Genomic DNA, 18,616 nt, shown 5'->3' with positions numbered 1-18,616 from the left:
GTCACAAGGGCGGGCATGATGCTGATGGTTGGACCGCCTCAGCAACCTCGGCAGCTACGGCAAACTTGGTGAACTACTCCGCCGCCGCGACGGCTTCGGCCAATCGGCCCTCGCTGTGCTTGCAGGCGACCGGGTTCATATCGACTTCCGGAAGTTCGCAGAGCCCGCCGCCGAGATAGAGGTGATGCCAGAGCTGGGTGGCGACCACGCCGCCGAGCCCGAGGCTGGCGAAGGTGGCGAGCTTTTCGTCCCCCTTGGCCAGAAGCTCCTGGTCCCGCAGCACCCGGGCCGCATTGAAATAGCCGGTGCGCCGCAGACTCTCCGGGCTCAAGAGGTCCCGCACGAAAACCGGCGGATCGGCCAGGAAAGTCTCCGCCAGCGGCGCCCGGAACATGTTCTTCGGCCGATGGGCGATCTGCTGGGGTAGAATGCGCTCCGCCGCCTTGCGCAGCACGTATTTGTCGCCCCGGAGCCCGTGCAGCTTCCATTTCGGATGCAGCTTCGAGATATAGGCGATGACGTCCTCGTCGAGGAACGGGTAGCGGACCTCCACGCTGTTCGCCATGGCCACCCGGTCGCCCTTCTGGCTGAGCAGCAGCCCCGGCAGATGCACCTTGTAGCCGAAATAGAGTGAGCGGTTCAGAGGATGCCAGCGCTTCATCCGCTCCAGGTCGAGATCGATATCCTCATAGGCCACATGCCCATCGAGCCGGTCCCACATGTCGCCGCTGTAATAGCGGTCCCGCGCAGTCGAAACGAGATTGTAGAGCAGCGACTGAGCATGTGGGCCGCCGATCATGGAATCGATATGAGCAAACTCGGAAAAGCTGTGGTCTGGGGACTGGATCTTGCGGGCAATCCGGCCCAGCAGCACGCTGGGGCGAAAGCCGTCGCCGATATCGAGTCTCCGGCCCGCCTCGCGGATCTTGAACCAGACATAGCCGGCGAGCCCTTCGTCGGACCCTTCCCCCGCGACCACCGTCTTGTAGCCCTGCTCGCGCACACCGTGCGACAGGGCCACCAGGGCCGCGCAGGATGTATCGAGCACCGGCGCCTCGGCCCCGGTCACAAGCCCGGCATAGTTCTCCGAAAGCACGTTGGCTCCGGTCTCGACGATGGTCTGCTTGCCGCCGATCGCCGCGACGGCCTCGGCCGCCTTGTCGCTTTCGTCGAGCTCCGTCCCCGGCACCTGCACTGTAAAGCTCGGCAGCGGGCGCCCAAGCACCTTCGCCGCCATGGCCATCACGTAGGCTGAATCCACCCCGCCGCTGAGATAGCCGACCACCGGAACGTCCGCCCGCAGCCGAAGATCGACCGCACGCTCGAAAGCCGCTTCGAACCCATCCACGGCGGCGGTCTCGCCCGGGTCGTACTCGTCGCCCCAATCGGGGAAATCAAAATCCCAATAGCGCCGGATCTGCGGCTCCGCGGCCCGGCCGCTTCCGTCGAGGGCGATCCGCAGATACTTGCCGGGCGGCACCGATTGGACGCCGGCGAACGCCGTGCGCGGGGACGTCAGCGCGAAGAAGGTGAACATGTGGTCCAGGCCGCGCACATCGGCTTCCGCAGGAACCTCGCCGGAGGCGAGCAGCGCCTTGATCTCGGAACCGAAATAGACGGTGTCGCCCTGGCGGGTCCAGAACAGCGGGCAAATGCCCACCCGGTCACGCGCCATCAGCACCACGCGCTTCCGGAAATCGACCAGGGCGAAGGCGAACTGCCCCTTGAGGAACTGGAAGAAATCCTCGCCATACTCCTCGTAGAGATGGACGATGATCTCGCTATCCGTATGGGTGCGGAAGACGTGGCCCTTGGCCTCGAGTTCGGCTCGCCGCTCCCGGAAATCGAACAGCTCGCCATTGCAGATCACGGCGATCTCGCCGTCTTCGCTGAACAGCGGCTGGCGACCGTCCTCCAGCCCCACGATGCTTAGCCGGCGATGGCCCAGCCCCACGCCGGGCGCGAAATGGAAGCCGCTATCGTCGGGGCCGCGATGGGTAAGCATCGCTGCCATTCGGGCGACTTGATCGCGATCGATCTGCCGCCGCCCCTTAAGGTCGATAATTCCAGTTATGCCGCACATAGAAACACGCTCAAAAAATTGCGCCGTGGAGCCGGTCGCTCCGCGACGCGCAATACAAAGTCGTCCATGAAATTCCGGCTGGCCAACCGTATTCGCCACCCGCTGTCGTAAGCCGCCAGCATGCCCGACTTGGCGAGGCAATTCTACGGTCACAGCATCGAATCGAGCGCGTTTAGTGGAAAACAAAAAGGGCGAGCGTAAGGCTCATTTCGCGAAATGAATCAATGGGCCCGCCAGCTCATCCCTCAGTCCATTTCGACTGTGGATTTCAGGTTTTCGCCGAGCTTGGGAGGCTCGCCTGTCGCGCGCGCCTTTTTGAATTCGTAGGCCGCCACGGCGGAGCTCTTCGGCCCGTCCCAAAGCTCAGCCCGCTCCGGCTCGAAGCGGATCACCCTGACATTGGGATCGCTTGGGCCGCCGGGCCACCAGGCGGTCTGCTCCTTGTTCCAGAGCTCTTCGGCCTTCCTAGTGTCACGAAGGGTTTCGGCCCGGCCGGTGATCGACAGATAGGCCTTGTCCTCCTCCGACACGAAGGTCAGGCAGATCTCGTGATGCGCCGCGATCTCATCGTCCTTATGGCCGCGGACATCGGTGAGGAACCAGATAAGCCCCGCATCCTTGTCCGGCCGCGCCTCCAGCGGCCGGCCCCGGAGCCCGTGGTCGAAGCGGGTCACCATCATGCAGATGAAGGCCTTGCCGACGATCTCCCAGACGCGGTCGTCGTGCTTGTCCTGTTCGCTCATATCGCCTGAACACCTCGGCGCAGCCTTTGGTTTCAAGCCGGGCGCGACGCTGCGCAGGAGACACTGGCTTCGCTCCCCTCGGCGTGACGGTGGGAAATCAACCTGCGATAGCAACCCGGGAGGTTGAGACGCCGCATTGCATGCTCGCGCCACCCTCTATATATGGCTGGCAAAGACAGGCGCGGGTCCGGCAAGCGGGCCCGCTTTTTGGTTTAGGGCCTCATGCAGCTACGCAACATCGCCATCATCGCCCATGTCGACCACGGCAAGACGACCCTGGTCGACAAGCTCCTCCAGCAATCCGGCTCGTTCCGCGAGAACCAGCGCGTCGCCGAACGCGTGATGGACTCCAACGATCTGGAGAAGGAGCGCGGCATCACGATCCTCGCCAAGGCCACCTCGGTGGTTTGGAACGACACGCGGGTCAATATCGTCGATACGCCGGGCCACGCCGATTTCGGCGGCGAGGTCGAGCGCATCCTCAACATGGTGGATGGCGCCATCGTCCTGGTCGATGCCGCCGAAGGCCCCATGCCCCAGACCAAGTTCGTGGTCGGCAAGGCCTTGCAGGTCGGCCTCAAGCCCATCGTCGCCATCAATAAGGTGGACAAGCCCGACGCCCGCGTCGACGAGGTGGTCAACGAGGTCTTCGACCTGTTCGCCGCCCTCGACGCATCCGACGAGCAGCTCGACTTTCCCATCATCTACGGCTCCGCCAAGGAAGGCTGGATGGCCGAGAGCGAGGAAGGACCGAAGGATCAGGGCATGGGCCCGCTCTTCGACCTGGTGCTGCGCCACGTGTCTCCGCCGCAAGTGGAGGACGGCCCCTTCCGCATGATCGGCACCCTGCTCGAAGCCGACCCCTATCTCGGCCGGATCATCACCGGCCGCATATCCGCCGGTACCCTGAAGCCGAACCAGAACGTTCACGTCCTCAATGCGGACGGTCGTGTCGTCGATCAGGGCCGCGTCTCGAAGATCCTGGCCTTCCGCGGTATCGAGCGGCAGCCCGTTGAGGAGGGGGTCGCCGGCGATATCGTCGCCATCGCGGGTCTCACCAAAGGCACCGTCGCCGACACCTTCTGCGATCCGCAGGTCACCGAGCCGATCCAGGCCCAGCCCATCGATCCGCCGACCGTCTCCATGACCTTCATGGTCAATGACAGCCCGCTCGCCGGCACTGAGGGCGATAAGGTCACCAGCCGCGTGATCCGCGATCGTCTCATGAAGGAGGCCGAGGGCAACGTCGCGCTCCGCATCTCCGACACCACCGAGAAGGACAGCTTCATCGTCTCCGGCCGTGGCGAGCTGCAGCTCGCAATTCTCATCGAGAACATGCGCCGCGAGGGTTACGAGCTCGGCGTATCGCGCCCGCGCGTGGTGCTGCGGAAGGACGATTCCGGTCAGGTGCTCGAACCGATCGAAGAGGTCATCATCGACGTCGACGAGGAGCATTCCGGCGCCGTCGTCCAGAAGCTATCCGAGCGCAAGGCCGAGATGTCGGAGATGAAGCCCTCCGGCGGCGGACGCCTCCGCCTCGTCTTCCACGCCCCCACCCGCGGCCTCATCGGCTACCAGGGCGAGCTTCTCACCGATACCCGCGGCACCGCGATCATGAACCGTCTGTTCCACGGCTATCAGCCCTTCCGCGGCGACATCCCGGGCCGCCGCACCGGCGTGCTGATCTCCACCGAGAACGGCGAGGCCGTCGCCTACGCCCTGTGGAACCTGGAAGATCGCGGACCGATGATGATCGAGCCGGGCTGGAAGGTCTATCAGGGCATGATCGTCGGCGAGCACACACGGGATAACGATCTCGAGGTGAACGTGCTGAAGGGCAAGAAGCTCACCAACATCCGCACCACTTCCAAGGACGAGGCCGTGAAGCTGACCCCGCCCATCCGGATGACCCTGGAGCGGGCGCTGGCCTGGATCGCCGACGACGAACTGGTCGAGGTCACGCCGAAATCGATTCGCTTGCGGAAGCAGCATCTCGATCCGAACGTCCGCAAACGGGCCGAGCGCGCCAAGGAAGCCGGGACGGTCCCTGCGTAATTACGCCTCACCCGGAGCCGATATGGTAAATCGGTTGCCGGATTATCCCGAAAATCGTTGCTTGGTTTTCACCAGTTGACCGGGACCATCTCCCAGCCGTTCGGGATCTTCGCTCTTATGGGTTGGCAAATTGATGCCGCGATTTACCTGCGGCCCCGATTGCCGAACCAACCCATAAGAGGACTTCCAATGTTCAAGATCACGACCTTCTCCGCGATCCTGGCTATCGCCGGCACGCTCTCCTTCTCCCATGCCGCCCTTGCCGACGAGGACATTCCGCCGTCCGACGAGGCGGTGAAGAAGATCGAAGAGACCCTCGCCAAGATCGGCTGCAAGGGCGGCGACTACGATGCCGAGAAGTCCGGCATCTACGAGATCGATGACGCGGAATGCGATATCGGCCCGTACGACATCAAGCTGGATGAGGACTTCAATATCCTGGTGATGTCCCGCGACTGAGGAACGAATTCATCGATATTTTCGATGATGCGGAGGGCCGGGCAGCCGATGTCCGGCCCTTTTGCGTGAGAGCGCCTCCTGCGCGCAAGTCAAGCACGCATTGTCTTTGCGAATCGTCGAAGCAGTGGCTAATCTTCACTTATGGAGACGAAGGTCGCGCAGATCCGAAGAGGGCGTCCTGACGATTCGCCCAAGCTCGCGGAAGTCTATGCAGACGCATGGCGCGGCGCCTATCAGGGCATCATTCCCCATAAGCAGCTCGAACGCATGATCGCTTTGCGCGGCCCCGGATGGTGGGACACCGCCGTGGTCCGCAAGAACGCAATGCTGGTCCTCGACTTCGGTGGCGAGGCCTTGGGCTATGCAACTTATGGACGCAGCCGGCTTCGCCGCTCGGCCTTCCAGGGCGAGATCTACGAGCTTTACATCCATCCCATTTACCAGGGTCTCGGCTTCGGCGAGCAGCTGTTCTCCGGCGCGCGGAAATGCCTGGCAAATGCGGGCGTGAAAGGGCTTGTCGTTTGGGCTCTCGCGGACAACGACGCGGCTTGCAGCTTCTACCTGAACCGCGGCGGGGAGCCTGTGGCGGAAGGCACCGAGCATTTCGGCGACGCTACCTTGCGAAAGATTGCCTTCGCTTGGAGGTAATTTTTTAACCAGCCGCTAACTGCCTCAATTGGTCTGGTCTTAACACAACGCCTCTATAAGCGCTCATTGGCTTGCGGCTATGGGAGCGCTTCGTAAATGCCTGACTTTGCTGGACGTGACCGGCTGATAATGATCGGCCTTGTCATCCTCGGCCTGCTGACGGTCGTGGCGGGCGTTTTGACCGGACGGACGACTCTTCAGCACGTCCTCCAGACGGATGCGCGCGACGCGACCATCAGCTGGACGAAGGTGGTCGACACAAGCCTTTCGAAAAGCGGCAAGCTCGACAACGAGGTTCTGGGGCTTCAGACCCGCGTCTTGGCCCCCGATGCCTTGGCTCAGCACGCCAATTCGGTCGCCAGCGCCGACGTCTACGATCTTCATAAGACCGACCCTCGCGGCGGTGGTCTTGAAAACCTCATGCTCGACTGGATCGGCAATAACGGCGCCAGCAACCCCGACGATTACGTGAGCCGCCTCGACGGCTTCGCCATTCTGTCGCCCAACCGCAAGTTGCTGGCCACAGGCGGGAACTTCGACGGCAAGTCCTTCGCCGAGGCCTTGAAGGACCCGGCCGCGCAAGCCGGGCTCGATCAGGCGATCGAAACCGGACATCTGCAATTCTCGGACGGTTTCGACAGCGGCCCGGCCGAACCCCTCGCCTTCGTTCCGGTGCGCTCCCAGGACGGCAGCCTGGATCGGGTCTACGCGTTCCGGATCGATCAGCGCGCCGCGGCGGATATGACCGACACCGCCCTCACCGTCGTGAGCTTCGCCACCAGCCTGCTGATCGTCATGGGCTTCTCCGTTCCGGCCGCTATCGCCTCCCGGCGCATTCGCGAGCGCTGGAAGGCTGAGGACCAGATCCGCTTCCTTGCCCTGCACGATTCCCTCACCGGACTGCCGAACAGGCTCCAGCTGCGGCAAACCCTTGATCGCGCCGTCAGCCGGTGCGCCCGCCATGGGACCTATATGGCGGTCCTCTGTCTCGACCTGGACCGGTTCAAGGATATCAACGACACCCTCGGTCACCCCACCGGCGATCTGCTGCTGCAAGAGGTTTCCGCGCGCTGCGCACCAATGTCCGTGAGGTCGATCTCGTGGGGCGCCTCGGCGGCGACGAGTTCGCCATCGTTGCCGAACAGCTCGAGACGCCGGAGGACATCCTCCCCATGGCGCGGCGGATCACCACCGCCCTGAGCGAGACCTACGATCTCGATGGCCACGAAATCGTCAGCTCCGGCAGCATCGGCATCGCGATCGGGCCCGACGACGGCACCACCGGCGACGAGCTGCTCAAGAACGCCGACCTCGCCCTTTACCGGGCGAAACAGGACGGCCGGAACACCTTCCGCTTCTTCGAACCCTCCATGGATGCGGCCCTTCAGAAGCGCCGTCGCCTCGAGAACGATCTCCGGGTCGCCGTTCGAAAAGGCGAGCTGCGCGTCGAGTATCAGCCCCAGTTCGATCTCCAGTCCGGCGAACTGACCGGATACGAGGCGCTCGCCCGCTGGCGGCACCCGACCGACGGCGACGTTCCCCCATCCGTCTTCCTTCCACTTGCCGAGGAGACCGGGCTCATCGCGCCTATCGGCGAATGGATCCTGCGGACCGCGTGCCACTACGCCACCACCTGGGACGACGACGCAAAGCTCGCGGTCAATCTCTCGCCGGCGCAGTTCAAGGTCCAGAACGTCGTCGCCATGGTGAAGCGTGTGCTTGAGGAAACCGGTCTCGACCCGTCCCGCCTCGAGCTGGAGATCACCGAGAAGCTGCTCCTTCAGAACACAGATTCCGTTGTCGCCATGCTGGAGGCCCTCGACCAGCTCGGCGTCTCCATCGCCATGGACGATTTCGGCACCGGCTATTCGAGCCTCAGCTATCTCACCCGCTTCCCCCTCAAGAAGATCAAGATCGACAAATCCTTCGTCGAGTCCCTGGGCCAGAATGCCGAAGCGGGCGCATCGTCAGCAGCATCGTGGGGCTGGGTAAGTCGCTCCACGTGACCATTACGGCGGAAGGCGTCGAGAACGCAGCCCAGGCCGAGACCCTGCGCCAATGGGGTTGCAATCAGGTTCAGGGCTTCTACTACGGCGCGCCGGAGGACGAGGTCCCGGAGCACGGCGCGCGGGAACCAAAATCCTCCCTGGTCGCTTGAAATAAGCGAACCTCGCATCCCCCGCCCACGGCCCGATCATGAATTCGCCTTCTGGACGGGAAACAATTCCCGCTCCGGGCTTGTGACCGGGCAAGTCAAGTCTTAGAACGGCGGTGGCGCCCTGCGCGCCGAGTGAATCTCTCCTCAAAGCAACGCGCTTTCGACAATGTCAGACCAAGATATGAAGATCGCGGTGCTCGGCGCTGGCGGACGCATGGGCCAAGCCCTGACCCGGGCTGTCGCCGAGACGCCCGGATGCACCGTCGCCGGCGGCGTCGAGCAGCCGGGTTCGGAGTTCATCGGCAAGGATATCGGCGAGGTGGCCGGCCTTGAGCCCCTCGGGGTCACCATCACGGACAACCCGGTTCCGCTCTTCGCCGAGGTCCAGGCCGTCCTCGATTTCACCAGCCCCAAGGCGACCGTAGAGTTTGCGGCACTGTCGGCTCAGGCTCGCATCGTGCACGTGATCGGAACGACGGGCCTCTCGGACGAGGACGTCGATGCCCTGAAGGCGGCGAGCCGTCACGCGACCATCATCCGGGCGGGCAATATGAGCATGGGTGTGAACCTGCTCGCGAACCTCACGGAGAAGGTGGCGAAGGCTTTGGACGAAAGCTTCGATATCGAGATCGTGGAGCTGCACCACCGGCACAAGAAAGATGCTCCGTCGGGCACGGCCCTGATGCTCGGCGAAGCGGCCGCGAAGGCGCGAGGCGTCTCTCTCAAGGAAAAGGGCGTGTTCGCTCGCGAAGGCCAGACCGGCGAGCGCGGCGAAGGCGATATCGGCTTTTCCTGCATGCGGGGCGGCGACGTGGTCGGTGAGCACAAGATCGTCTTCGTCGGTCCGGGCGAGCGCATAGAGCTCGGCCATATCGCCACCGACCGCGGCATCTTCTCCCGCGGCGCCGTGAAAGCCGCGTTATGGGGCTTCGGCAAACCGCCGGGCCTCTATTCGATGGCCGACGTTCTCGGATTGTGATGCGATGACGGAAAGGCTGAAAAGGACGCTGGTGCTGGTCCGCCACGGACAGAGCGAATGGAACGAAGCGAACCTTTTCACCGGTTGGCACGATGTCGCCCTCACGTCGCTAGGCATAAAGGAGGCCCAGCGGGCGGGGAAGGCGCTGAAGATCCACGGGTTCCGTTTCGATCTCGCCTTCACGAGCGCTCTACAGCGCGCGAAGAACACCTGCCGGCTGATCCTCGACGAGCTCGGCCAGCAGGATATTCCCGTCATCGAGGATGCTGCTCTGAACGAGCGCCACTACGGTGACCTCTGCGGTCTTAACAAGGCCGAAGCCGCCGAGCGCTGGGGCGAGGACCAGGTCCGCACCTGGCGCCGCAGCTTCGAGGCGACGCCGCCCGGGGGCGAAAGCCTCAAGACCACGGCGGAGCGGGTGATACCCTTCGTGGAGACGAGCATCCTGCCAGAGGTGGTCTCCGGAAAATCTGTGCTGGTCGCCGCCCATGGCAACTCGTTGCGGTCGCTCATCATGGAGCTGGAGGGAATGAGCCCCGAGCAGATCGAGGAGCTGAGCCTCGCCACCGCCGTTCCGCGTATCTATCGCCTCAACGAGGACGGCAGCATCGCCAAGCGTTACGACCTCAAGGACGAGGAATAGCTAGCGCGCCAGCCGCGCCGCTTCCCATCCCAACAAGACTCTCTTGCGCACCAGCCCCCAATGATAGCCGGTGAGCGACCCCCCATGGCCAAGCGCCCGGTGGCAGGGCACCACGAAGGACAGCGGATTGCGGCCGACCGCCCGACCCACCGCCCGCGCCGCGCCGGGGCGTCCGATCGCCTCGGCGATCCGCCCGTAGCTCGTCACCTCCCCCGTCGGCACCTGCATGAGCTGCCGCCAGACCCGCAGCTCGAAATCCGTCCCGATCAGGACGATCTGGAGCGGCTCTCGATCCGGCGAGGTTTCCCCGAACAGTCCCACCGCGGTGCGTGCGGTCGCGGATTGATCGTTCACATAGTCGGCACGTGGCCAGCGCCGCCGCATATCCTCGAAGGTCTCGGCACGGACGGCCGCGTTGTCGCAGAAGGCCAGGCCCACCAGCCCGTGGCGCGTCTGCATCAGAAGCGCTTCGCCAAAGGGCGAGGCGTGAAATCCGTAAGCGATGGTGAGCCCGGCGCCGGCGCGGCTATAAGCCCCCGGCGTCATCGCCTCCTGGGTCACGAAGAGGTCGTGCAGACGGCTGCCGCCGGAGAGCCCGACGGAATGCGCCGTCTCCAAGACGCTCGTTCGATCCCGCAGCATCTCCCGCGCGCGATCCAGAGTCAGGGCCTGCAGGAAGGTCTTCGGGCTGACACCCGCCCAGCGCTTGAAGAGCCGCTGAAAATGCGACGGGCTCAGCCCGACATGGCGTGCGACCTGCTCCAGAGACGGCTGCTCCTCCGCGTTTTCCGTGACGAAACGGACAGCGGCCGACACCCGCTCGTAATCCGACAGGCTGCCGGTGAGCGAATGCGGGGTCGTCTTTACCATTGGGATCGATTGGGGTTGGGTCAGCACGGCCATCTCCTGATGAGCGTGAAGCCTAGGAGCGGGAGGCCGGCGAAGCGACCCGAAACTTGCGCAGAGAATTCAGGGTGGAGGAATGGGTGGAGAGCTCCTAGGCGCGGGTCCCCTCGGCGATCGCCGAGCGGAGGGCTCGGGCGAATTCGTCCCGTTCCTCGTCCGTGAGGAAGGCGCCGAAGACGAGCTTCTCGCCATGGCTTGCCAGCGACATCTCGCTGCAGAGCCCCACCCGCGGCTCCACCGCGACCCGCACCCAATACGGATTGAAAGTCCAGGCCTGCGACCGGCCCGAAGGCTGCACCCGCGTCACCGTCAGGGCATCGTCGGTGAGATCCACGGTCTCATGCAGCGCCCGGCCTTATAACTGGCCCGGAAGGCGAAGTAGATCAGCGCTACGTCCAGGCCGAAGAAGCCCATGATCGGCCAGGCGCCCATGATCCAGAACATCAGCCCCGCGGAAAAGCTGATCCCGGACACGAAACACATCAGAACAAGAAACCCCATCGGGCCGAGCGACCGGTTGGGCGTCAGCAACGCCCGGAACCGAGACTCCTCTTGAGCCTCGAATTCCCCTTTTGGCGGGAATTCCTCTTGAGACGTCTGGGACGGGTCTGTCATAGCTCTTAGCTAGGCACCATAAGATGCCTCCTTGCCGAAATTAGGTAGAAGACCGAGCGTGGCGGTTCAACCCAAATCAAATCAGCAGGACGAGGCGAAATCGCCGCGGGAGGCTAGAAAAGCGCCGAAAAAGGCGAAATCCCGCCGGGCGAAAGTCTATCGGTCCAAACTAAGCAAGCTCCAAATCGAGGAGATGTTCCGCCGGTTTCAGGAGATCGATCCGGACCCGCGAAGCGAGCTCGAATATTCAGATCCCTTCACCTTGCTCATCGCCGTGGTGCTTTCGGCCCAGGCGACCGACGCCTCGGTCAACAAGGCGACGCCAGGCCTGTTCGCCATGGCCGACACGCCGGAAAAACTCGCCGGCCTCGACGTTGAGCAGGTGATCGACAAGATCAAGACCATCGGACTCTTCAGGAGCAAGGCCAAGAACATCGTCGCCCTGTCCAGAACCCTCGCCGAAAACTATGGCGGCGTGGTGCCTCAGGATCGGGAAGCGCTCGAAGCGCTCCCCGGCGTCGGCCGGAAGACGGCCAATGTGGTCCTCAACGTCGCCTTCGGACAGCCCACCCTCGCCGTGGACACTCATATCTTCCGCGTTTCCAACCGGACCGGTCTCGCGCCCGGCAAGACACCCCTTGATGTGGAGCTATGCCTGGAGAAGGTCGTGCCCGACCGATACAAGCTCCACGCCCATCACTGGCTGATCTTGCATGGCCGCTATATCTGCAAGGCCCGCAAGCCCGAATGCTGGCGCTGCGCGATCGCCGATATCTGCCTTTTCAAGCCGAAAACCCCCGCGCCAATCGCAAAATAAGGAAACTTGAATCGATCTTCCGAAAAGGATTTTCAGATTCCGCCCCTAGCCTGCGCGCAGCTGGATGTTTTGACCTTTCGGAGACGCTTCGATGTTCCCTTCCCTGCGCAATCTTCTGTGCGTAACTGCGGCGGCCTGCCTGGCTTTCGCCCCTACGGCCAATGCCTGCACGAGCTTCCTCATCAAGACCAAGGACGGTGACCCGATCTACGGCCGCACCATGGAGTTCGGCATCCCACTGAAGTCGAACCTCGCCGTCATTCCCCGCGGCATGACCTACGAAGCGAGCACCGCGCCCGGCAAGAAGGGCTGGAGTTGGACCGGCAAATATGCCGCCACCGGCATGAACTGGCTCGGCACCCCCGATCTCGTCGATGGCATCAACGAGAAGGGTCTCGCCGGCGGAATGCTCTACTTCCCCGGTTACGCCGGCTACGTGGATCCGAAAGAGGCAGACCTGCAGAAAGCCATTGGGCCCTGGCAAGTCCTGACCTGGGCGCTCACGAACTACGCAACCGTCGATGAGGTGAAGAAGGCTCTCGCCGATATTCAGCTCGCCAATTTCGCACCGCCTTTCGATCTGGGCGGCCTGAAATCGATCCCGCTTCACTTCACGCTGCACGATGCGAGCGGGAACTCCATCGTCGTCGAGCCGGTGAATGGCGAGCTCAAGGTTTACGATAATCCGCTGGGCGTTCTCACCAACTCGCCGACTTTCGATTGGCACCTGACCAATCTGCGCAACTACGTGAAGCTTACGCCCTATCCGGCCGAACCCCTGAAGATCAACGGTCAGACCATCTCATCGTTGGGCGTGGGCAGCGGCATGCTGGGCATTCCGGGCGATTCCACTCCCCCGTCGCGCTTCATCCGCGTGCTCGCCTACTCGATCTCCGCCGCGGTCCAGCCTGACGCCGAGAAAGCGGTCAATACGGCCGAGCACATCCTGAACAACTTCGATCTGATGGAAGGCTATTCCCGCCCCGACACCGCCGCGCCCGACGATATCACCCAGTGGAGCGTGATCGCCGACACGAAGAACAGGATCTACTACTTCAAGACCTACGAGGATCAGACCCTGCGCCAGATCAATATGGATGACTTCGATCTCGACGCCAAAAACCTGGTGGAGATCTCCATCGATCAGGTCAACAAGATCCCGACGGTCCAGCCGCCGAAGGACAAGGACTCCGCGAGCCTGCAGTAAACGCAGCCTCGTTGTGGACCGAAGAAGGGCCGTGCCGCGAGGCGCGGCCTTTTCCTTTTTGCCGGGTTTCGGAGCACCGCCGAGAGGGAAAAAAGTTCAATCGAGATAATTAGAGCGCTCGAAGCAGCAAAGATATTTACTATCATGTGGTTAGGTGGCGTCCGGTTTTATTATTCCCATGTCCGGAGCGACTGAAATGCGATCCACCTTTCGCAGCCTCGCGTGCCTCACGGCCGCTGTTTCCCTTGCCTTTGCGCCCGCCGCAAATGCCTGCACAAGCTTCCTGATCAAAACCAAGGATGGCGACCCGATCTACGGGCGCACCATGGAGTTCGCTGTCCCGCTCAACTCCGAGGTTGTCGTGGTCCCCCGGGGCTACGCCTACGAGGCGGCGACCGAGACCGGCAAGGGCGGCTGGACGTGGAAGGCGAAATACGCCGCCACCGGCATGAACGTGGTCGACACGCCCTTCATCGTCGATGGCATGAACGAGAAGGGCCTCACCGGCGGCATCCTCTATTTCCCGGGCTATGCCGGCTATACTCCCCCCGATAAGGCCCATGCCGAGAAGGCCATGGGTCCGTGGCAGTTTCTGAGCTGGGCGCTCACCAACTTCGCCACCACCGCCGAGGTCAAGGCAGCCCTCGCCGATGTTCAGCTTGCCGACTTCCCCCTTCCCTTCGATGTGGGCGGTATCAAGTCCCTGCCGCTGCACTACACGCTCCACGACACGGAGGGGAATTCCATCGTGATCGAGCCGGTCGACGGTGAGCTAAAGGTCTACGACAATCCGCTCGGCGTGATGACCAACTCGCCCGGCTTCGACTGGCATCTGACGAACCTGCGCAACTACGTGAAGCTCTCGCCGTTCAACGCACCGCCTCTGAAGATCGATGGCGAGTCCATCGCATCCTTCGGCCAGGGCAGCGGCATGCTCGGCGTGCCGGGCGACCCGACCCCGCCCTCGCGCTTTATCCGTGTCCTGGGCTACGCCATCTCGGCGGAAGTCCAGCCCGACACCGATAGCGGCGTCCGTATGGCCGAGCACATCGTCAACAACTTCGACATCCCGGCCGGCTTCGTCCGCGAAGGCGAAGGCGTCAACGAGATCACCGAGTGGTCCACGATCGCCGACATGACGGGCAAGCGCTACTTCTTCAAGACCGAGGATTTCCAGGCGCTCCGCCAGGTCGATCTGAACGATTTCGACCTCGACGCGAAGGAGATGGTCACGATCCCGATCGGACAGACCTACGAGATCCCGAAGCTTGACGCCCAGACGGGAAAAAAGGCCGCCAGCGCCCAGTAGCGGTACCGGATCGGGGGCCGTGCCATTCCGCGCGGCCCCTTTCCATGGCGTTTGTCCCGCTGGCTGCAGAATGCCTATGCCGCCGGCAATCCGATCCGCTTGCGCATCGCCATCTGCTTGAACACATGCACCATGAAGGCCGTGGCAAAGAGCGGCGTCAGCAGGTTCAGGAGCGGCACCGAGGCAATACCCGCGATCAGCAACCCGCACAGGAATACGTAGAAGCTGTTCTGCTTCCGGAAGGCTCTAGCCTCGGCGATGGGCATGTATCGCATGGCCACCATCTCGAAGAACTCTCGCCCGAGCAGATAGCCGTTGCCGACGAAGAAGGCGATCAGGTTCACCCCTGGTACGATCAAGAGCAGCAGTACGAGAATGTTCACGCCGATCACGACGAAGAAGAACTTTATCGCCAGCCAGATGGAAATCCCCACGGGGAGTTCGTCGCCGGGGGGCTGTTCCGGGTAGTGCTGCTTCTCCACCTCCGCGGCGATATCGTCGAGATAAAGCCCGACGATGAGAGACGAGACCGCCGGGATCAGGAACATCGACCCGACCACAAGGGCGAGCCCGCCCAGCACCTGGATGGAGTCCTCGATCCAGCTTGGCCATTCAACGAAATAGCCGAACACCCACTCCAATCCGACGATCATCAGCACGAGCAGCAGGATCGTCAGCCCGAGCACCTTCAGCGCGACGGTGCGAAAGGGCGGGGTGAGCAGGTCGCGAAAAGCTTCGAGTGCAGCGTTTATCATAAGCGGTTCCGTTTTCTTGGCGGGGGCGACTATAGTGCTGGCCGCTATCGGCACCACCCAATTAGCCGAACCATCCACCCGACAATTTAGGAAGGGAAAGCTCTGAATGGAGAACCGTGAGTATGATGTCGTCGGTATCGGCAACGCCGTGGTCGATGTGATCGCCCGTGTCGAGGACTCCTTCCTCTCCAAGCATGACCTTCAGAAGGGTTTCATGCAGCTGATCGAGGAAGACGCCATCGAGAACCTCTACAGCGACATGGGCCCCGCGACCGAACGGTCCGGCGGGTCCGTAGCCAACTCCATCGCGGGCCTTGCCTCGTTCGGTGCCAAGGTCGGCTTCATCGGCAAGGTCGGCCACGACCAGTTCGGCGAGGTGTTCCGCCACGACATCACCTCCCTCGGCGTGGCCTTCGAAACGCCCTCCGGCGATATCGGCACAGGCCGCTGCCTCGTCATGGTCACCCCCGACGGCGAGCGCACCATGAGCACCTTCATCGGCGCCGGCACCGGATTCACCGCCGCCGATCTCAGCAAGGACATGATCGGAAAGGCGAAGATCGTCTTCCTCGAAGGCTATCTGTTCGATCAGCCCGAGGCCAAGAAGGCCTTCCACGAGGCGGCCCGCATGACCCGCGAGGCCGGCGGCAAGGTCGCCCTGAGCCTGTCCGACGCCTTCTGCGTTGACCGCCATCGCGACGATTTCCTGAAGCTCGTGAAAGAGGGCGCCGACATCGTCTTCGCCAACGAGAAGGAGGCGACCGCGCTTTATGAGGTGAATGACTTCGACGATGCCGCAAAGAGCATGGCCGCCGATTGCGAGCTCGCCGTCCTCACGCGCTCCGAAGACGGCTCCATGGTCTTTGCCGACGGCAACCCCGTGACCATTCCGCCGGAGCATGTCGAGAAGGTCGTCGACGTGACCGGTGCGGGCGATCTCTACGCTGCGGGCTTTCTCTACGGCCTCTCCCGGGGCGAAACCTTGGAGAGCTGCGGCCGACTCGGCAGCCTCGCCGCGGCGGAGATCATTTCCCATCTCGGCGCCCGCCCCGAGATATCCCTCAGAACCTTGGTGAACCGCGCCTGATAACGCCCTCGGATCTTGTGGCGGAATTATCACTCTCAGCCGAAATTTGCGTTGTGCCAGTTACGTTTACCCGATCGCGCAGTTATTCTGACAGGCTAGATGGGCGAGGAGGGACGATTCATGCTGCGATTCGGGAAGATCATGGCTGGGCTGGCGGGCGTTGCCGCGCTGGCCGGGCTGGCGTATCCCGCCGCGGCCCAGGACTACAGCATGCCGGGCGTCGCCACCACGAAGGTGGGCGAGGCCGAGCTGTCAATCGGCGGCGGCCTGAGCAGGCTCGACCTGCCGGACATCCGTTTCGGCTATCGCTCTGGTCCTAGTGGCAACCGCGAATACGCGAACAGCAACGGTTTTGAGGACGAATTTGGCGGCTCGTTGACCGGCCAGCTCGTCATTCCGTGGGGCTCCACCACCGCCCTTGCCCTGGGCGGCTTCTGGAGCGGCATCGATCAGGATAAGGGCGTCCGCTGCGAGGCCAACGGCGTTCAGAGCTGCGAAGCCAGTAACCTGACGGGCGTGAATGCGAGCGCCCCGGTCGGCGTCGATCTTCGCGAGCGGGCCAAGCGGGATGTCGATCACTGGGGCACCCAGCTCGAAGGCCGCTATTACATGCAGGGCGCGCCGGGCAATGCCTTCGTCAATACGAGCTACGTCGCGCTCGGTGGCGATATCCGCCAGATCAATCAGGACACGCGCATCAATTTCAGCACCCTGAGCGGACTGGATGCCGGCTCCTACAAGGAATCGCTGGATACCGACTATTACGGTGCCTACGTCGCCATTGGCGGCGAGTATCACCTGCCGTTCTTCGAGAACTTCAAATCGGGGCTGGGGCTGGAATCCGGCTTTAAGGCCTATGCCGGCCTCTATGCCGTGGACAGCGATTACAACGGCCGCGTCCCGGGCAACAGCCTCGGGCTCTCCACCGACGATACTGCCTTCATCGGCGGTCTGACCCTGGAGACCCGCAAGCAGTTCACCCCGCGGACCAGCCTCTCCCTGGAAAGCACCTACGAGTACATCTCCTGGGTGCCGGAGATGCAGTACTCCAACTCGAACACCGGCCAGTCGACCACCATCGACGATACCGACGCCTTCGCCAGCCGCACCATGCTGCGCCTGAATGTCGGCCTCGGCCCGGACGGCCTGTACTACAAATAAGGCAAACGGAGAGGTGGCGCTTCTATAGCTTGCGGAGCGCCACCGTCTCGACCGCGTGATCGGCGCCCTTGGTGAGGATCAGATCGGCGCGCTGCCGGGTCGGCAGAACATTCTCCCGCAGATTGACGAGATTGATCTCCCGCCAGATCGACAGGCCGGTCTGACGCGCTTCCTCGTCGGAAATATCCGCGTAGCGATGGAAGTATGAGGCCGGATCCCGGAAGGCGGTCTGCCGGAGCCTCATGAAGCGCTCCATGTACCAGCTCTCGATGAGCTCCTCTTCCGCATCGATGAAGACCGAGAAATCGAAGAAATCCGAGACGAAGGGAATCGCCTCGCCGTCCGACGGCAGCTTCTTCGCCGGCTGGAGCACGTTCAGCCCCTCGACGATCACGATGTCGGGCCGCTCGATCTCGATCGCCTGATACGGCAGGAGATCGTAGATCAGGTGGGAATAGACGGGCGCCCGCACCTTCGACCGGCCGGATTTCACGTCGGCGAGAAAGGTCAGCAGCGAGGAGAGATCGTAGCTTTCCGGGAAGCCTTTACGGTTGAGGAGACCCTTCTCCTCCAGCACCCGGTTCGGATAGAGAAACCCGTCCGTCGGCACCAGATCCACCTTGGGATGGCTGGGCCAACGGGACAGAAGCGCTTGCAGCACGCGCGCCGTGGTGCTCTTACCCACCGCCACGCTCCCCGCCAGGCCGATGACGAAGGGCATCTTGTTCTGAGGCTTGCGCAAGAACTCGACACTCGCCCGATGCAGGGTCTGGGCTCCCTCGACATAGAGATTGAGCAGCCGGCTGAGGGGCAGGTAGATCTCGACCACCTCGTCGGCGGAAACCCGCTCGATCAGGCCGCTCAAGCCTTCCAGCTCGGCATCGCTCAGAGGCATCGGAGTGTCGGCCCTGAGCCCTGCCCACTCCTCGCGGGAATACTCAGCGAACGGCGAAAAATCGACTGTGGGACGCGGATTCATATAGCGGGAGCC

The 18,616-nt window shown here is 62.9% G+C and carries 15 protein-coding genes and 2 pseudogenes; 11 read left to right on the top strand and 6 right to left on the bottom strand.

Annotated elements, in window-relative coordinates; genetic code table 11:
- Positions 1-73 precede the first annotated feature (73 nt).
- Positions 74-2,083, bottom strand: coding sequence for an asparagine synthase (glutamine-hydrolyzing) (gene asnB / locus A7A08_RS05930; RefSeq protein WP_069094573.1), 2,010 nt, complete (start codon positions 2,081-2,083; stop codon positions 74-76).
- Positions 2,084-2,328: 245 nt separating this feature from the next.
- The gene (locus A7A08_RS05925; protein ID WP_069094572.1) at positions 2,329-2,826 is read right to left on the bottom strand and encodes a pyridoxamine 5'-phosphate oxidase family protein; all 498 of its coding nucleotides are present in this window, start codon (positions 2,824-2,826) and stop codon (positions 2,329-2,331) included.
- A gap of 222 nt (positions 2,827-3,048) precedes the next feature.
- Between A7A08_RS05925 and typA the strand changes: the two genes are divergently transcribed.
- The 6 genes and pseudogenes from typA (at position 3,049) to A7A08_RS05890 (ending at position 9,768) form a co-directional block, all read left to right on the top strand.
- Complete coding sequence (gene typA, locus A7A08_RS05920; RefSeq protein WP_069094571.1) at positions 3,049-4,881, top strand: translational GTPase TypA; 1,833 nt, start codon at positions 3,049-3,051, stop codon at positions 4,879-4,881.
- 189 nt (positions 4,882-5,070) lie between these two features.
- A complete protein-coding gene (locus A7A08_RS05915; protein WP_069094570.1) occupies positions 5,071-5,340 on the top strand; it encodes a hypothetical protein in 270 nt (89 codons plus the stop codon).
- A gap of 141 nt (positions 5,341-5,481) precedes the next feature.
- Positions 5,482-5,988: a GNAT family N-acetyltransferase gene (locus A7A08_RS05910; RefSeq protein ID WP_069094569.1), complete on the top strand. Its 507-nt coding sequence runs from the start codon at positions 5,482-5,484 to the stop codon at positions 5,986-5,988.
- 96 nt (positions 5,989-6,084) lie between these two features.
- Positions 6,085-8,146 (top strand): annotated as a pseudogene (locus tag A7A08_RS17545) (putative bifunctional diguanylate cyclase/phosphodiesterase).
- A gap of 181 nt (positions 8,147-8,327) precedes the next feature.
- A complete protein-coding gene (gene dapB, locus A7A08_RS05895; protein WP_069094699.1) occupies positions 8,328-9,125 on the top strand; it encodes a 4-hydroxy-tetrahydrodipicolinate reductase in 798 nt (265 codons plus the stop codon).
- 4 nt (positions 9,126-9,129) lie between these two features.
- Positions 9,130-9,768 (top strand): 2,3-bisphosphoglycerate-dependent phosphoglycerate mutase, encoded by a 639-nt coding sequence (locus A7A08_RS05890; RefSeq protein WP_069094566.1) that lies wholly within the window; start codon positions 9,130-9,132, stop codon positions 9,766-9,768.
- Here the strand turns inward: A7A08_RS05890 and A7A08_RS05885 are convergent, their stop codons facing one another.
- Both A7A08_RS05885 and A7A08_RS17295 read right to left on the bottom strand, forming a co-directional pair.
- Positions 9,769-10,644 (bottom strand): methylated-DNA--[protein]-cysteine S-methyltransferase, encoded by an 876-nt coding sequence (locus A7A08_RS05885; RefSeq protein WP_069094698.1) that lies wholly within the window; start codon positions 10,642-10,644, stop codon positions 9,769-9,771.
- Between the two features lie 121 nt (positions 10,645-10,765).
- Positions 10,766-11,157: pseudogene (locus A7A08_RS17295) on the bottom strand (DUF2244 domain-containing protein).
- A gap of 190 nt (positions 11,158-11,347) precedes the next feature.
- Between A7A08_RS17295 and nth the strand changes: the two are divergent.
- From nth to A7A08_RS05865, 3 genes are all read left to right on the top strand, one after another.
- Positions 11,348-12,106, top strand: coding sequence for an endonuclease III (gene nth / locus A7A08_RS05875; RefSeq protein ID WP_069094565.1), 759 nt, complete (start codon positions 11,348-11,350; stop codon positions 12,104-12,106).
- Positions 12,107-12,197: 91 nt separating this feature from the next.
- Positions 12,198-13,313, top strand: a complete 1,116-nt coding sequence (locus A7A08_RS05870) for a linear amide C-N hydrolase (protein ID WP_069094564.1) — start codon at positions 12,198-12,200, stop codon at positions 13,311-13,313.
- 196 nt (positions 13,314-13,509) lie between these two features.
- Positions 13,510-14,622, top strand: a complete 1,113-nt coding sequence (locus tag A7A08_RS05865; protein WP_169822932.1) for a linear amide C-N hydrolase — start codon at positions 13,510-13,512, stop codon at positions 14,620-14,622.
- A 74-nt stretch (positions 14,623-14,696) separates the two neighbouring features.
- Here the strand turns inward: A7A08_RS05865 and A7A08_RS05860 are convergent, their stop codons facing one another.
- Positions 14,697-15,377 carry a sulfate transporter family protein gene (locus tag A7A08_RS05860; RefSeq protein WP_069094562.1) on the bottom strand — a complete coding sequence of 227 codons (681 nt, stop codon included), beginning with the start codon at positions 15,375-15,377 and terminating at the stop codon, positions 14,697-14,699.
- A 106-nt stretch (positions 15,378-15,483) separates the two neighbouring features.
- Here A7A08_RS05860 and A7A08_RS05855 point away from each other — a divergent pair, with 106 nt between their 5' ends.
- Positions 15,484-16,464 carry an adenosine kinase gene (locus A7A08_RS05855; RefSeq protein ID WP_069094561.1) on the top strand — a complete coding sequence of 327 codons (981 nt, stop codon included), beginning with the start codon at positions 15,484-15,486 and terminating at the stop codon, positions 16,462-16,464.
- 120 nt (positions 16,465-16,584) lie between these two features.
- The gene (locus tag A7A08_RS05850) at positions 16,585-17,625 is read left to right on the top strand and encodes a hypothetical protein (RefSeq protein WP_141693857.1); all 1,041 of its coding nucleotides are present in this window, start codon (positions 16,585-16,587) and stop codon (positions 17,623-17,625) included.
- A 22-nt stretch (positions 17,626-17,647) separates the two neighbouring features.
- Here A7A08_RS05850 and coaA read toward each other — a convergent pair whose 3' ends face one another.
- Positions 17,648-18,604: a type I pantothenate kinase gene (gene coaA / locus A7A08_RS05845; protein WP_069094559.1), complete on the bottom strand. Its 957-nt coding sequence runs from the start codon at positions 18,602-18,604 to the stop codon at positions 17,648-17,650.
- Positions 18,605-18,616 lie beyond the last annotated feature (12 nt).

Source organism: Methyloligella halotolerans, assembly GCF_001708935.1.
GTDB lineage: Bacteria > Pseudomonadota > Alphaproteobacteria > Rhizobiales > Methyloligellaceae > Methyloligella > Methyloligella halotolerans.
This window is presented reverse-complemented; position numbering and strand designations above follow the sequence as displayed.

Excerpts from the sequence above, each read along its gene's own strand:
- asnB (WP_069094573.1), bottom strand. The coding sequence starts at position 2,083 with ATGTGCGGCATAACTGGAATTATCGACCTTAAGGGGCGGCGGCAGATC.
- A7A08_RS05925 (WP_069094572.1), bottom strand. The coding sequence starts at position 2,826 with ATGAGCGAACAGGACAAGCACGACGACCGCGTCTGGGAGATCGTCGGC.
- typA (WP_069094571.1), top strand. The coding sequence starts at position 3,049 with ATGCAGCTACGCAACATCGCCATCATCGCCCATGTCGACCACGGCAAG.
- A7A08_RS05915 (WP_069094570.1), top strand. The coding sequence starts at position 5,071 with ATGTTCAAGATCACGACCTTCTCCGCGATCCTGGCTATCGCCGGCACG.
- A7A08_RS05910 (WP_069094569.1), top strand. The coding sequence starts at position 5,482 with ATGGAGACGAAGGTCGCGCAGATCCGAAGAGGGCGTCCTGACGATTCG.
- dapB (WP_069094699.1), top strand. The coding sequence starts at position 8,328 with ATGAAGATCGCGGTGCTCGGCGCTGGCGGACGCATGGGCCAAGCCCTG.
- A7A08_RS05890 (WP_069094566.1), top strand. The coding sequence starts at position 9,130 with ATGACGGAAAGGCTGAAAAGGACGCTGGTGCTGGTCCGCCACGGACAG.
- A7A08_RS05870 (WP_069094564.1), top strand. The coding sequence starts at position 12,198 with ATGTTCCCTTCCCTGCGCAATCTTCTGTGCGTAACTGCGGCGGCCTGC.
- A7A08_RS05865 (WP_169822932.1), top strand. The coding sequence starts at position 13,510 with ATGCGATCCACCTTTCGCAGCCTCGCGTGCCTCACGGCCGCTGTTTCC.
- A7A08_RS05860 (WP_069094562.1), bottom strand. The coding sequence starts at position 15,377 with ATGATAAACGCTGCACTCGAAGCTTTTCGCGACCTGCTCACCCCGCCC.
- A7A08_RS05855 (WP_069094561.1), top strand. The coding sequence starts at position 15,484 with ATGGAGAACCGTGAGTATGATGTCGTCGGTATCGGCAACGCCGTGGTC.
- A7A08_RS05850 (WP_141693857.1), top strand. The coding sequence starts at position 16,585 with ATGCTGCGATTCGGGAAGATCATGGCTGGGCTGGCGGGCGTTGCCGCG.
- coaA (WP_069094559.1), bottom strand. The coding sequence starts at position 18,604 with ATGAATCCGCGTCCCACAGTCGATTTTTCGCCGTTCGCTGAGTATTCC.